Genomic DNA, 14384 nt, shown 5'->3' on the forward strand with positions numbered 1-14384 from the left:
CAGCCGGCTGGTGTGCTGCGATGATGCACCGTGCCTGCCGGGGAGAGGCGGGTGCCACGAAGTGAGTACTCGGGGGATCGACCGACATGAAGAGCCCGTTCCGGCGTCTGACCCTGCGGCTGCGGCTGGGACTGTCAGCCGCCGTAGCCGTGGCACTCGCCGTCAGTGCCGTCGCGACGGCGTCATGGCTCGTCACCCGCCAGCAGTTGACCGCCCAACTGGACTCGAACCTGCAGAGCGTGCAGGCGCCGCCCGGCTATGTCCAGGATCTGCTGAGTCTGTGCGGTATGCAGCTACCGGACGTCTCCCAGCGCAACCAAACGCCCACGCCCTACGTGGTGCAGGTCATCACCGCCGACGGAACCGTATGTGTCGCCCCGGGCAACAAGAAGCTCGCCGTCGACGAGACCGACCTCGCTGTCGCACGTGGTGTCCTCGGGTCGGCACTGCACAACGCCACGTCCGAGGACGGAAGAAGGATGCGCGTCTCGACGACACGTCCCGACGTGCCCCCGCGGCTTTCCGGGGAGTTCGCCGTGTCCATCGCGCAACCACTCACTGCCGTGGACAAGCCGCTGAACAGCCTCGCTCTCTTCCTGCTCGGCTTTGCAGGCGTGGGCGTCGTCGGCGCGGCCACGGCAGGGATCGGAATCAGCCGCGCCGGCCTGCGACCGGTGGAACATCTCACGGACGCCGCCGAGCACATCGCCCACACCCAGGACCTCACGGTTCGGATACCGGCCGACGGCGATGACGAGATCGCCCGACTGTCCAAGAGCTTCAACGACATGACCGAGGCTCTCGCGACCTCACGGGAGCGGCAACAGCAACTCATCGCCGACGCCGGCCACGAGTTGCGCACCCCGCTGACATCGCTCCGCACGAACATCCAGCTGTTGATCAGGAGCCACACGTCAGGTCGAAGACTCCCCGAGAAGTCGATGGACGACCTGCTTCACTCCGTGGAGTCTCAAGTGGGAGAACTCGCCTCGCTCATAGCCGACTTGCAGGAGCTGTCCCGGCCGGACACCAAGCCGGACGAGACGTCCCTTCACGTAGTCGCGTTGCACGAGGTCGCCGCACGGGCGATGGAACGGGTGAGGCTCCGTGGCAGTGACCTCGAGTTCACCAGCGACCTGGACGAGTGGTACGTACTGTCCGAACCCGCCGCTCTCGAACGAGCGGTGGTGAACCTGCTGGACAATGCCGTCAAGTTCTCTCCTTCCGGCGGCACTGTCAGCCTGCGGCTCGGCGACGGCCGGCTGGTGGTGCGCGACCAGGGGCCGGGTATTCCAGCGGACGAGTTGCCGCATGTGTTCGACCGCTTCTGGCGCTCGCCCACGGCCCGCAGCCTGCCGGGCAGCGGCCTCGGCCTCGCCATCGTGGCAAAGACCGTTCAGCAGGCCGGTGGCACGGTGACGCTGCGGCCCGCCGCAGCCCGGGGGACCGAGGCGGTCCTACGCATTCCCGGTACCCGCAACCCTCCGCCGGCGGTGGAGCCCCGGGACACGTCCGAGGCCACTGCGTAGACGGCAGTCGGTCCCGGACAGCAACAACACCAAGGGCCGGTCGGTGCGGGCGGTCCCCAGGCGTGAAGACCATGACCGGCGGCAACGGAGCCCGCGGTGTGCGAAACTGCGGGGCACCACCGTCCGTCACCCGGCTGTCACCAACGGCCGCGCGACCGCTTGCGGATCCCGAAACGGCCTGCTGGCAGCCCCGAGCCGTTTCACACGAAAACGACGACGAGGAGTCACGTGAGGCGTCCCCTGTTCCCCGCCGCAGTAGGCCTGGCCGGCATCGCCCTGTTGGCGCTGACCGGCTGTGAGGGTACGCCCGCCACCTCCCGTTCGGCCCCTGCCTCCGCCGCTCCCGCCGCCGAGTCGGCAGCGCCCGCCGCATCCCCGGCATCCTCCGCGTCCGAGAAACCCGCGCACGGCTACGACCCGGACGCGAACGCCACGGCGGACATCGCGGCGGCGCTCAAGGCCGCGAAGAAGGACGGCCGCCCCGTGCTCATGGACTTCGGCGCCGACTGGTGCCCGGACTGCCGTGTCCTCGACGCGCGGTTCGAGGAGCCCGGGCCTGCCACGATGCTGGCGAAATACCACGTGGTGACCGTCGATGTCGGCGAGTTCGACCGTAATCTGGACGTCGCCGAGCGCTATGTGAACCTGCAGAGCAGCGGAATACCCGCACTGGTCGTCCTGGACCCTGCGTCCGGCCGGATCAAGGTTGCTACGAACCGGGGCGAGTTCGCTCATGCGCGCACCATGTCGCCCGGCCAGGTCGAGGAGTTCCTGAAGCGATGGGCATAGCCGCCCGGCTCCCCGTCATCGGAGCGAACCCGTGCGTGGCGCTCACCCTCGCGATCTCCGCCCTCCTGCTCACCGGCTGCGCACATGAGCAGAACGGGGGTCCCGCAGCCGTGGGTGCACCGTTCTCGGACGGCGGCGTGGCCGTCTCGGTCAGGGTGGAGTCCCACGACGGGGGCTTGTGGGTACGCGCAGACCTGCGACCCGAGCGCGACGGCTTTCACGTGTACAGCCTCACCCTTCCCGACGGTGGCGTCGACGGGATCGGCATTCCGACCCGCATCCGCACCGAGGGCGCCCTGCGCCCCGCGGGCCCTGCGACCACCGACGCCCGGGAGCGCGTGGTGCGCCCCGAGGGCCTCGACGTCCGACTGCCGGTCTACGAGGACGGCCGGGTCACACTCGAACTCCCTGTGCGTCGGGTCGGCGGCACCGACCGGGCCGAAGTGCTACTCAGTTACGGCGCTTGCAGTGAGCGGGACGGGTGTCTGGCGCCGGTGCGCGACCGTGCCGTGGCCCTGACCCTCCGGCCGACGGACTGAGTGCGGTCCGTCGCTCTCAGCGGGCAGGCCGACGGCCTCGTCGGACACCGAGCCCCACGTTGACAACAGGGATGACGGTCCGACGCAGGACAGCCGTTCCCGAGCCTCGGCCACGGGCCTGCGTCCCGCACCTGCCTCAAGAGGTGTGTGGGGTCCCGGTCCCTTCCGCCGGCGCCGGAAGCAGCCTTCCGGCGCACCGGGTCGCAGGGCGGCGCGGAAGGAGCGGGCGGGGTGAGGGGCCTTGCCGCACTCGACCTGTTGCAACGAGAGGTCTCCGTGCGGCCTCGGGCAGCGCTGCACCACCGATAACGCCCGTCCAGGCGGCCGAGCCCCCGCTGCGCCTGAACATCCCGGGCCGCTCGACGGCTGCCCGCCCGGCTCAGGACCGATCACGGATGACCGGTCACCGCGCCGCAAAACCATCTTGGAAGGCTTTTCAGGCCACGGGAACGAGGGTCAAGTAGGCCAGCCCCAGGACATCTCGATATCCGCGGAGCCATGTACCACGATGGCGGTCCACCCGGTCACGGGTCTCCTTCGCCAGGGGGTGGTCGGGGCAGGCGGCGAGCCACTCCTCGACATCGGCCTGGTAAGCGGACTCGAAGTGCTCCCACTCGTCGTGGTTCGCGGTCTCGATCCAGGCGGGGCGGAAGCCCGCGGCGATGGCGAGGTCGACGAGGCCGGCGACGTCGTGGAACTCGGAGGCCGATGCGTCCGGCCACATGGCCGACAACTCGTGCAAAGTAGGCGGCCGTTGCCAGAATCCCTCACCCAGAAGGACACAGCCCCCCGGTTTCACCAGACGGCGAAGGGCGTGCAGAGCGGTGACGGTGTGCTCCGGTGGCTGATCATCGCTGAGAGCGTGGCCGGCGCCGAGACACAGAACGATGTCGGCCGGATCTCTGGTGGTGTCGACGGCGGACTCCCGGACGAATCGGACGCGCCCGGCCAGCCCGCGGATCTCGGCGTCGGCGCGGCCGCGGGCCAGGTCCTCCTCATTGAGGTCGATACCGACGCCGGTGGCGCCGGGCGCCGCTTCCAGAAGGCGAAGCATGAACTCCCCCCATCCGCAACCGATGTCGAGCACGGTGATCGGGGCGGTCCGCCCGACCCGGTCGGTCAGCCGGCGGATCATCCCGGCGGCCCGGTCGTCGGAGAGCGGGCCGTGGAAGGTGAGCCGGGTCAGTCGCGGCGGGGCAGTGATGTCATCCATGAGCCGGAACAGTAAGGACGGCTCGCCCCTCTGCGACACCGGTTTTTCCGTGGTGTCCCTGAGTGCAGGAACGCCGTCGGGTCGGCCGGAAGCGGGCGGGCGTCGGGCAGGATCCAGGCACCGGTCTGGACGACGTCGAGGCCCGGTGTGCCGTGCCACGGGTCAAGGACACGGTCCGTCGCCAGCCATGGACGGTCGCCGACGACGTAGTCGCGCACGTCGTCCACCGGGGGCAGGCCGATCGACGCCCGGTTCGTGTTGAGTGCCGCGCCGAACAGCGCGTTGATGCTCTGGGCGTCCAGATCCCACAGCACGTTGTTGTCGGTCACCTCCGGCGGGAACGGGCGACCGGGGTACGCCGGCGGGGAGTGGTACGGCGACGGCAGGGTGAGCTGCTGGAAGGTCACGGACCCGGACGCGATACCGAGTTTCTCGGCCACGGACAACGCGCCCGCGGCAGCCGGCATCGCCCCCGTCGTCACCACCACGTCGCATCCCTCGACCGCCGGAACGACAGCATCGAGCTGGCCCGCGATCAACTCGGCCGCGCGCCGGGGAAGGGACGACGGCGGTGGCGCCCCGGTCGTGAGGGCGCGTGCCGATACGCCGACCGGCACGAGGGAGACGCCCACTCCCGCCAACCGCCGCGCGAACTCCTGGTCCGGCGGCGCACACACCCGCACCTCGGCAGCCATCTCCCGCAAGCGCACCGCGAGGGCGACGAGCGGTTCGACGTCCCCGCGCGACCCGTAGGTCGACAACAACACCCGCATTTCGCTACTCCGATTTCCGGTGGATTCCAGCCCGGCGATTTTGCGGCGCGATACGGGCCTTGCCGCAAGCCCCCCGGTCCGCTATACGTTGAGAGCGGAAAGGCGCGGGTATTCCCCTTTCCCTTCGTCGTCCGTTGTGAGCGGATATCCTTGAGCAAAGCGCGCCGGCCCACGGCGGACCTGGGGCTTTTCCTCCTCGCCTGCGCTCCTGATTTCCGACACGCACGATGAAGCCTGCTCGCCCCGTTTCCTCTTCCGGGGTTCCCGGGCCCATCTCCCCGCCGGAGTCCTGTCCGGCGGGGAGCGGTTGCGTGCCGTCCTGGCGTGCGTGCTGTGTGCCGAGCCCGCTCCACAGCTACTGCTCCTGGACGAGCCGACGAACAACCTGGACCTGGTCAGCGCGGGCCAGTTGGAGAGCGCCCTCGGCTCCTACCGGGGGGCCTTCGTCGTGGTCAGCCATGACGAGCCGTTCCTCGCCCGGATCGGCGTCGGCCGATGGCTCCGGCCGGCCGACGGCGAGCTCAAGGAGATCGGGGCGCCTCAGGAGTGAGGGAGGGGCAGCCGTCGTCGCGGTCGGGCCGGAACGGCCCCCGCCGGGGCCGCCGACCGGTCTTGGTGACCGGTCGGCGGCGACCACCCCGGGGACCGGAACCGTCCCTGAGTTCCGCGCCGGTGCCTGCTCTCTCCCGCGTCGCGGACCTGCTCGGCGGACGAGCGCCGGGTCAGACGAGTGCCACCGTGGCGGAGGCGGTCCGGTCGCCCGAGGACACCGTGAGGGTGACCGTGCCGGAACGCACCGCGGTGAGAGTGCCGGACGCGAGGTCGAACACCGCCAGCGTCTTCGGGTTCCGCCTGGCCGACTTCGCCTCGGACTCCGTCCGCACCACCACGAGCCCGGGACCGCCGCTCCAGCTGACGGTCGCGGGATAGCGCAGGGGGAACCTGAGGCCGAATTCGCTGGTGACACCCGTCGCGGAGACGGCCTCCGAGCGACCGGTCGTGATCTTCTCCGGTGCCGACAGTTCGATCGCGTCGATCAGGGGACGGCACTCGGCCTGCAGCCAGTCACGGGTTTCCGGACTCGGCTGACCCGCCCTGATCCGGGCGGGGCGCCGGTCGACACCGACATGCATCCACCCGAAGAAGCCGCCCTGGTCGGGCGAGCTGTAGGGGGTCTTGCCCACGGCCGGGGTGGTGACCTCGAGCACGCCGTCGGCACGGCCGACCGACGCGGTGTGCGCATGACCGGTGAACAGCGCCACGGGCTTGCCGGAGTTCTCCCGGAAGTCCGCCAACCAGCGCTTGAGGAGGTCGGCCTCGAGCTGGTCGGACAGCTGCGAGGCGGCCGCGCCGGACGGATCGTGCAGGGGGTGGTGGAAGGAGACCACGACGCCGGTGACCGAGGGGTCCTTCGCGGCCTTCGCCAACTCCGACTGCAGCAGCGGAACCTGGTCCCAGTCCGACGTACGCATGTCGCCCGTGTGGGAGTCCAGCAGGATGAAGCGGGTGCCGTTGTGGTCGAAGACCACCTTGTTGGGGCGGCCGGTCGCGGCGAGGAAGGCCTCCAGCCCGCCGGTCGAGGACAGCCCGGCCTCGTGGTTGCCCGGCGTCCAGTACACCGGCAGGTCGCTCGGTACGTGATCGCGCAGCAGGCCGTTGGCGAGTTCGAAGTCCGCGGGGTTGTTGTTGTCCACGAAGTCGCCGTTGATGAGGATGAAATCGGGCTCGGCCGCGACCGTCTGGTCCAGGGCGATCGCCGCCTGCCGCCCGGAGAAGGAGTTCAGGCCTGCGGCCGCGCTGATGTGCAGATCGGACAGGACGGCGAACGTCCACCGGTCGTGCGGAACCCCGCCCTGCTCGACCACATAGGGGTCGGGCCGCGGCGGCTCGCTGGTGTCGGGCTGCTGCCCGACCTGTGCGACGAGTGCGTCGAACTCCAGTCGGCCGGCGTTCTTGTTGGCCTGCGAGGTCTCCGCGATGTAGACGCGCTGCAACGTGACGGGGTCGGAGAAGCCCGCGGGTATGTCGCCCACGACCCGGCGCCAGCCCGTCCAGTCGACGGTCAGCGCGAAGGTGAACGGCACGTTGGTGGTGCCCTGCGACGACATCATGGCGCGCAGCCAGTGCTTCTGACCGTCGCCGTTGACCCACAGTGCGAGCTTCTTCGCGCCGGCCGGCAGGGTGATCGGGCCGGAGCCGGCCACCGCGTACGCCGCCGAGGTGCTGGACTGCCCGGTGAAGTCGTACGTCAGCCGCAGAGCGTGGTTGTCCGCGGAGGCGCCCGGGCGGTCCGGAGCCGGGACGAGGGCGACCGTCGCGGTGCCTCGGGCGGCCGCCGCCGTCCAGGTCTCGGCGGGCTCGAACTCGGCCAGCGGGACGTCGATCAGTCCCACCGTCACCGGAAGCCTCACCGTGACGCCCTGCACGCTCGCCGTGAGGGTGGCGGCCTTGCCACCGGCGTCCGCGCCGCCGGTGACGCTGAGGCTGCCGTCGGTCTCGGCCTTCACCGTGATCACGGTCTTGTCGTAGTCGAGTGTCACGTCGCGCGGTGCGACCGGTGCGTCGAACCCGTCGGCGTCGTAGCCGGTGAGCCGGACACGCGCCGAGGTGCCGGGGTCGATCGTGATGGCGCGCTGGGTGAAGGCCAGCCGGTGCAGGTCCCCGAGGACCCGCAGCTCGTGGCGGCCGTCCGCGGAGCCCGAACGGGCGCGCAGTGTCCCGGACCCCGGCCGCTTGGCGTGGAAGACGCCGTCCTGCGCCCTGCCCAGCGAGCTGGGCCTGGCGGTCCATTTGACCGGCTTTCTGTCGGCGTCCACCGGTGCCCACGTCTCGTCGTAGCCGGCGGCCGCGACATCCATGGTGAGCCCGGGGACCACCCGGGCGGCCTGGAGACGCACATCGAGTCCCCGCAAGGTGCCCGATCCCCGCGGGGAGAACAGTCCGACACCGTTGGGCACGGGCCGTTCGTTCCCGTCCGAGGGCGTGTTGACGACGTCCACCTGGGCGTCGCCGGGCCGTCGTGCGACCAGTTCGGTGGAGCCGCCGCCGTCGAGCATGAACGCCTCGGTGGCGCCGAGCTGCACCATGAGCTTCGCCATGTCGTCGAAGCTGAGGCCCACCGAGAAGTTGGCCGACCCGTCGACCGCGACCAGCAGCAGCCTGTGCCCGCCGTCGAGCCAGCCGATCGCCGTGCGGGGCTTGGGGACGTCGTTGCCCGTGCTGGGCGGGAAGTCGATCGGGGCGCCGTTTCGGACCAGCACCGACCCGCTGCCCAGCGCCATGCGCAGTTCGGAGTTCGCGTCGCTCCGGGGCTTGAACGCCACGCTCACGAGGTCGCCCGGCTCGGCGGTGGCCAGTTGACCGGCGGCGGCGCCGCGGCCCAGGACGATCAGTCCGTCGTCCGGTACGGCCGTGTCGGTCAGCTTGCTGTCGACGGAGACGACCTTGCCGTTCACGACGACGAGTTCGGTGTAGGGGCCGCCGTCGTGGATGAGTGTGCGGTCGCCCGGACCCCACAACGGGGTGAACACCGCGATGGAGTCGGCAGGCACGGTGGCGGAGTTGAGCGCGGCGAGGGGACGCTGAGTGTCCGCCACGGTGACGGTACCCGTGATCATGAGATCGGCGAGCCGGGCGATGCGGTCGGCACCGATCGCCGCGACGGTGGACGGCCGGCCGGTCCCCTTGCGCAGCGTGCCGTTCTGGATCTCGGGACCCTCGGCCGCGTTGGTCTCGGTGATGTTGAAGTAGTCACCGTTGACGGCGGCGACCGCGTGCTGGGAATCGGACAGTCGGGTCAGCGCCCGGGCGTCACTCACCTTGCCTGCGACCAGGTCCACGCCGACCGACTGCCCGCCCAGGTCGGCGTTCAGTACATGGACCCGCAGCCAGCCGGTACGGCCGAAGGTGTCGAAGGAGGTGAGGACGATCCCGGGGGCGACGGGACGGTCGACGCGGGCGGCCTCGACGGACTCTCCGGGGACGGTGGTCCGGTACGTCGGGATCGTGTAGCCGAGGGGGTCCTTCGATGCACCGACGGGGGAGGCCGAGGGTCCCCCGACCGGTCCGGATCCGTTCTCCTGGCGGGGACTGGCGGTGGCGACGCCGCCGGTCGCGGCGAGCCCGGCGGCGACGGCGCCGACGATGAGCCCGCGTCGTGTGACGCCCGTGGCGCTGGTGTGATGGTCGTTCATGAACGCGGAAGGTATTGGCCCCGACGGACGGCGAGATGAACGAAGAACTGAGGGTGGACGTCGGATTGGCGTTGGGGCGTGGGTGCCCGGCCCGAACGCGCGCCCCGCCGCCGTGAGTCAGAGTTGATCCCGCCGAAGCTGCATCAAGGTGCGCTCGCCGTGCGCATCCGTGATGTCGACGGTGACGCTCTCCCATGAACCGGCGGGCTCCGCGAGCACGTGGCCCGTCAGGAACTCCGCCTCCGCCAGCACTTCGTCGGTCACCCGCACGCCCGTGAGGCGTTCGGTCAGTGCGAACACCGCCGCCTTGCGATCGACACCGGGCGCCTCGCCGTCCGTGGGGTCGAGACCGACCTCACGCATCACGGCGTTCAGTTCGTCGGGAGTGCTGCCGCTTCTGACCTGGGGCCACTCGAACATGGTTCGCAGCTCCCCGTTCTCGTACCATTGGAAGAAGTGCAGGGGCTTTCCCCCATTGCTCGAATGGGAGACGGCCCGGGTCCCGGTGGAGAGGGCATCCATGAGGAGAGGCGACCCCGGATCGCCGCCGAGCACAAGGGCGAGAGTCCAGTCCCCTCCTTCGCCCCGAACGGTGCACGCGCCTGCGAGAATCACCTCTTCCCCGTACTCGGCCTCGAGGAGACGCTCCTCGTGCTGCTCGATCAGTTCACCGAGCCCCGCGGACACACCCCGCTGCTCGGCGCCCGCCGTCCCGAGCACTGCGTCGGGCCGGACTCCGCGCACCAGCGCCAGGGTGTATCCGAGGTCCAACGCGTATCCGAACCCTGAGGACGAGGAACGTGTCCAGCCGTAGTCGGCTGCGGTCGCGGAAGCCATGCGCGGCATCCTGCCAGTGCCCACCGACGTCGGTCCCCCGCCGCCGGTGCGCGGTGCCGAACCGGAGGGTCACCGCTGCGCGGGTCGCCCGGTTCCTGCCGCACCGCCGGGCTCCGGGCCCGAGGTGCGGGCGAGGAGCAAGGTGACGTCGTCGGACGGTGCCGGGCCCGCCAGGGTGTCCAGGACCTCGGAGCACAGCACGTCGAGAGCGCGGCCGGGATGGTCGAGAGCGGCTCGCAGCCGCTCGATGCCGGTGTCGATGTCGTGCTGGCGGTCCTCGATGAGGCCGTCGGTGTAGAGCGCGATGGTGCTGCCTTCGGCCAGTTCCACCTCGGCGGACCGGTACGGCAGCACACCCAGGCCGAGTGGTGTGCCGTTGGGCAGCCCGGGGAAGGTGACGCCACCGCCCGGACGGAGGATCGCGGGCGGCGGATGCCCGGCCCGTGCGACCGTGCAGCGGCGGGTGGCGGGGTCGTACACGGCGTAGAGGCAGGTGGCGCCCGCGGACGGGCCCGGAGTGCCGATCTCCTCCTCGGCGAGGCGGATGACCGCCTGGTCGAGATGGGCCATGAGCCGGTGCGGCGGCAGGTCGAGGTCGGCGAGCGTGCGCACGGCGGTACGCAGTCGGCCCATGGTGGCCGCTGCGTTGATGCCGTGCCCGGTCACGTCACCGACCACCAGCGCCACCCGGCCGCCGTTCAGGGGGATCACGTCGTACCAGTCCCCTCCCACGCCGTCCTCGAGGTCCGCCGGCCGTGAACGGGAGACCACCTCCAGGTCGGGGCCCCCGCTGACGGCACGCGGAAGCAGCCCGCGTTGGAGGGCCAAGGCCGTGGCGCGCTCATGGGTGTAGCGGCGTGCGTTGTCCAGGCTGAGCGCGGCCCTGGCCACGAGCTCCTCGGCCAGGAGCAGGTCCTGCGGGTCGAACGGGGCCCGGTTGTCCGTCCGTACGAAGACCGTGACGCCGAGGATGACTCCGCGGGCGCGGATCGGTACGACCATCAGGCTGTGGATTCCGCGCTCCCGAATCGTCCTGGCCCGTGCCGGGTCTTTGGTCAGCCAGGTGGAGCATCTGTCCAGGACGGGCTCGAGGTAGGAACGCTCGGTCGAGAGGACCTGGGTCAGAGGGGAGAACGGCGGCACGTACACCACGTCACCGACGCCGAAGAGCGACTCCGGCGCGCCCGGGTGGATCGATGCGAGACCCGCCCTCCGGAACACCGGCACGTACTCGCCGTCCGCACCGAGCCGTGCCAGCGGTTCCTCGCCCAGTCGCACGGTGTCGGCGAGGTCGACGGTCACGAAGTCGGCGAGCAACGGCACGGTGAACGCGGCCAGTTCCCCCGCAGTGCGTGTCACGTCGAGTGTGGTGCCGATCCGGGCACCGGCCTCGCTGAGCAGGCTCAGGCGGTCCGCGGCAGGTTGCCCGCCGGTGACCTCCACGACCATCAGGGCCACGCCCGACGTGCGGCCGTCCGCATCATCCAGGCGCAGGCAGCTGAGCGACAGCGTGCGGTGGTGTTCCCCGCCGTCGTCGGCCGGGACGCGGTACTGGCGGCCGATGACGGGGGTGCCGGTGGCCAGCACCTGGCGCATCACCGCCGCGTACGAGGCGACGCCGCCGGACAGTGCCGTCTCCGGCCGCCGTCCGAGCCGCTTGTTCCGCGGGATGGCGTCGTACTGCTCCAGGGCGTCGTTGGCCCAGGTGCAGTGGAGTGCGGCGTCGAAGAGGGCGAGGCCCATGGACGAGTGGGTCAGAAGGGCCGCCGGCGCCGGTTCGCTGCCGCCGGCCATGCTCTGCAGGACGTCTTCCGGATCCTTCGGTGTGGCGGTCGAGGGTGTTTCCATGGGTGGGGTGGTTCTCCGGCTCTGCTCGGGGAGCTGGTGTCGATCGATGGCTGGGACGGCACCGGGCACGGTCAGTGGCCCGGCCCGCACGGGTGGCGGAACGCGGCGTTTCCGGACCGGTCCGTTGTGCGGATCCGCACGAGCGGGCGCGCGGGGGAACGGGCAGCACGGCATCGTGTCAACAGCTCCGGCCGCACAGCATGTCCGCCGCGCGTTCGGCGATCGCACAAACGGTGGCGTTGGTGTTGGCGGAGGGGATGGGCGGCATGACGGAGCCGTCGGCGACCCGTAGGCCGCTGATCCCGTGAACTCGCAGCTGGCGGTCCACGACTGCAAGGGCGTCCTCACCGATCCGGCAGGTGCCGACGGGGTGGAAGTACGAGGCGAGGCTGCTGCGCACATACGCCTGCAGAGCGGCGTCGTCGTCCGTCCGGACACCCGGCTTCGTCTCGTGCGCGCGCCAGTCGTCGAGAGCCCGTGCCTGTCCGATCTCCCGGGCCAGACGGAGCCCTTGGACCATCGTGGCCAGGTCGCGCTCGTCGCCGAGGTAGTTCGGGTCGAGCCGGGGCAGAGCACCCGGCCGCGTGCTCGACAGACGGACGGTGCCGCGGCTGTAGGGGCGCATCACGGCGACTCCGATGGTGTAGCCCTCCCCCGGTTCGGGGGCGGCGATCCCGGGGATGTGGCCGCGGGAGTCCACGAAGACCATCTGGAGGTCGGGCCCGTCCAGACCGGGTTGGCTGCGGACCAGACCGGCGGCCTCACCATGGTTGTTGGACCCCGCCGGGACCGGGCGTGCCGCGCTGTAGACGACATTGCATATGGGGTGGTCCTGGAGGTTCGCCCCGACTCCCGGGAGGTCCGCCGCCACCGCGATGCCCATCTCACGCAGGTGCCCCGGCGGTCCGATACCGGAGAGCATCAGCAACTGCGCCGAACCGATGGTGCCCGCGGTGAGCACCACTTCGCCGCAGCAGCCGGCGCGGGCGGTACCGCCCGGGGTGCTGTACTCCACGCCCGTGCAACGGCCGTCGCGGACGTCCAGGCGGTGCACGAGTGCCTCGGTCAGCACCGTCAGATTGGCGCGGTGGCGTGACGGGACGAGGTAGGCGTCGGCGGCACTCTGGCGCCTGCCGTCGACGATGTTCAGGTCGGTGCAGCCGAACCCTTCCTCCGCCCCGCTGCTGATGTCGCTCGCACGGCGGTAACCGGTCTGCGTCGACGCGTCGAGCAGGGCCGCGATGACCGGGTGGGGCGGCTGGGCGGGTGCGACGGTCAGTGGGCCGTCCGCCCCGCGCAGCCCGGGATCGCGCCCCACCGTGGTCTCACTGCGCTTGAAGTACGGAAGCAGGTCGCCGAACCCCCAGCCCTGCGCCCCGTCGGCCTCCCACGCGTCGTAGCAGGAGCGATGACCGCGAAGAAAGGACATGGCGTTGATGGCGGATCCGCCGCCGAGTACGCGGGCACGTGCCAGGACAGCGGTGGTGCCCGTGGCCTCCTGCCGGACGGTGCTGTCGCCCCAGGTCACCTCGGTGTGCACCAGGGTCGGCCAGGCCGGAGGCAGGGCGGCACCCGGCGGCGACCGGTCGACCCCGGCCTCCAGGAGCAGCACCCGGGCGGTACCGCCCTCGGACAGGCGCGCGGCGATCACACTGCCTGCGGTGCCACCTCCGACGACGACGTAGTCGTAGCTGTCCGACGGCGCTTGCATCACGAGTGTCACCTCTTCGGTGCGTCCGCTGTTTCCGTTGCTAACGGGATCTCGTTACCGACGACCACGGTAGTACAAGTGAGCTAATAGCGGTAGCTCTTTCTTGTTATCGTTGAAACTGTGGAGAAACCGACAAAAAGGTCTTCCGCTGCGGACACCCGGGAACGCCTGCTGGACGCCGCGGCATCGCTCCTGAGCCACGGCGGCAGAGAGGCGGTGTCCACGCGCGCGGTGAGCGCGGGGGCCGGGGTGCAGGCACCGACGATCTACCGGCTGTTCGGCGACATGAACGGACTGCTCGACGCCGTCGCGACCCACGGTTTCCGCACCTATCTCGCCGACAAGCACTCCCTCGGCGACACCGACGACCCGGTGGACGACCTGCGCCGCGGCTGGGATCTGCACATCGAGTTCGGCCTGTCGATGCCGGCCTTCTACGCCCTGATGTACGGCGAGGGACGCGAGCGGGCATCGCCGGCGGGTCGGGAGGCCTACCGGATGCTCCGTCGGCAGATCGGGCGGGTGGGCGCCGCCGGAGGTCTGCGCATGAGCGTGGACCGGGCCACCCTGATCATGCACGCCAGCGGTGTGGGTGTGGTTCTGTCACTGCTCGCCACTCCCCCGGCCGACCGGGACGTCGAGATCTCGCCCATCGTCCGCGAGCAGGTACTGCGCACGATCACGACCGGACACGAGGACGAGACCGCCACCGCGACCGACGTGCCCAGCCGGTCCGTCGCACTGCACGAGGCGCTCCGGAGCAGCGGTACCGCTGCGCTCACACCCGCCGAGCAGGCAGTACTGACCGAATGGCTCGATCGCATGGCCGACGCGGACCGCGTCGGCCGCCCTCGGGCGGGAGGGCGATCGTGAGGGCGTCCACCGTCCGGTCCGAGTGCGCACTGCGCCATGGTGTGCGAGCACATGGGCGAGGAGGAATCCCGCAGGGCTC

General features: G+C 70.7%; 10 protein-coding genes and 1 pseudogene. 5 read left to right on the top strand and 6 right to left on the bottom strand.

Annotation, left to right across the window (positions count from 1 at the left end; all coding sequences use genetic code 11):
* The first annotated feature begins 86 nt into the window (after positions 1–86).
* The 3 genes from ACSHXN_RS04075 to ACSHXN_RS04085 all read left to right on the top strand — a co-directional run bounded on the left by ACSHXN_RS04075 (position 87) and on the right by ACSHXN_RS04085 (position 2857).
* The gene (locus ACSHXN_RS04075) at positions 87–1529 is read left to right on the top strand and encodes a sensor histidine kinase (RefSeq protein ID WP_383358830.1); all 1443 of its coding nucleotides are present in this window, start codon (positions 87–89) and stop codon (positions 1527–1529) included.
* Between the two features lie 228 nt (positions 1530–1757).
* Entirely contained in the window at positions 1758–2318 is a 561-nt protein-coding gene (locus tag ACSHXN_RS04080; protein ID WP_356114473.1) for a thioredoxin family protein, read from the top strand.
* Complete coding sequence (locus tag ACSHXN_RS04085) at positions 2309–2857, top strand: hypothetical protein (protein WP_355800037.1); 549 nt, start codon at positions 2309–2311, stop codon at positions 2855–2857. The genes ACSHXN_RS04080 and ACSHXN_RS04085 overlap by 10 nt, the downstream gene beginning before the upstream one ends.
* 436 nt (positions 2858–3293) lie before the next feature.
* Here ACSHXN_RS04085 and ACSHXN_RS04090 read toward each other — a convergent pair whose 3' ends face one another.
* The gene (locus ACSHXN_RS04090) at positions 3294–4070 is read right to left on the bottom strand and encodes an SAM-dependent methyltransferase (protein ID WP_438302659.1); all 777 of its coding nucleotides are present in this window, start codon (positions 4068–4070) and stop codon (positions 3294–3296) included.
* A complete protein-coding gene (locus tag ACSHXN_RS04095) occupies positions 4040–4843 on the bottom strand; it encodes a glycosyltransferase (RefSeq protein WP_383358827.1) in 804 nt (267 codons plus the stop codon). Before ACSHXN_RS04095 ends, ACSHXN_RS04090 begins: the two co-directional genes overlap by 31 nt.
* Before the next feature lie 244 nt (positions 4844–5087).
* On the opposite strand from ACSHXN_RS04095, the pseudogene ACSHXN_RS04100 reads away from it, so the two are divergent.
* Positions 5088–5393: pseudogene (locus ACSHXN_RS04100) on the top strand (ABC transporter ATP-binding protein); the annotation flags it as partial.
* Positions 5394–5565: 172 nt separating this feature from the next.
* On the opposite strand, the gene ACSHXN_RS04105 reads toward ACSHXN_RS04100, so the two are convergent.
* The 4 genes from ACSHXN_RS04105 to ACSHXN_RS04120 form a co-directional block, all read right to left on the bottom strand.
* A complete protein-coding gene (locus ACSHXN_RS04105; protein ID WP_438302660.1) occupies positions 5566–9036 on the bottom strand; it encodes a phosphodiester glycosidase family protein in 3471 nt (1156 codons plus the stop codon).
* A gap of 117 nt (positions 9037–9153) precedes the next feature.
* The gene (locus tag ACSHXN_RS04110; RefSeq protein WP_438302661.1) at positions 9154–9873 is read right to left on the bottom strand and encodes a DUF6461 domain-containing protein; all 720 of its coding nucleotides are present in this window, start codon (positions 9871–9873) and stop codon (positions 9154–9156) included.
* Between the two features lie 69 nt (positions 9874–9942).
* On the bottom strand, positions 9943–11721 hold the full coding sequence (locus ACSHXN_RS04115) for a SpoIIE family protein phosphatase (protein WP_438302662.1): 1779 nt from the start codon (positions 11719–11721) through the stop codon (positions 9943–9945).
* Between the two features lie 178 nt (positions 11722–11899).
* Positions 11900–13432 (bottom strand): GMC family oxidoreductase, encoded by a 1533-nt coding sequence (locus ACSHXN_RS04120; RefSeq protein WP_438306423.1) that lies wholly within the window; start codon positions 13430–13432, stop codon positions 11900–11902.
* 120 nt (positions 13433–13552) lie between these two features.
* Here ACSHXN_RS04120 and ACSHXN_RS04125 point away from each other — a divergent pair, with 120 nt between their 5' ends.
* Entirely contained in the window at positions 13553–14305 is a 753-nt protein-coding gene (locus ACSHXN_RS04125; protein ID WP_356293571.1) for a TetR/AcrR family transcriptional regulator, read from the top strand.
* The last annotated feature ends 79 nt before the right edge of the window (positions 14306–14384 follow it).

It is taken from the genome of Streptomyces sp. HUAS TT11, from assembly GCF_051553595.1.
Classification (GTDB): Bacteria; Actinomycetota; Actinomycetes; order Streptomycetales; family Streptomycetaceae; genus Streptomyces.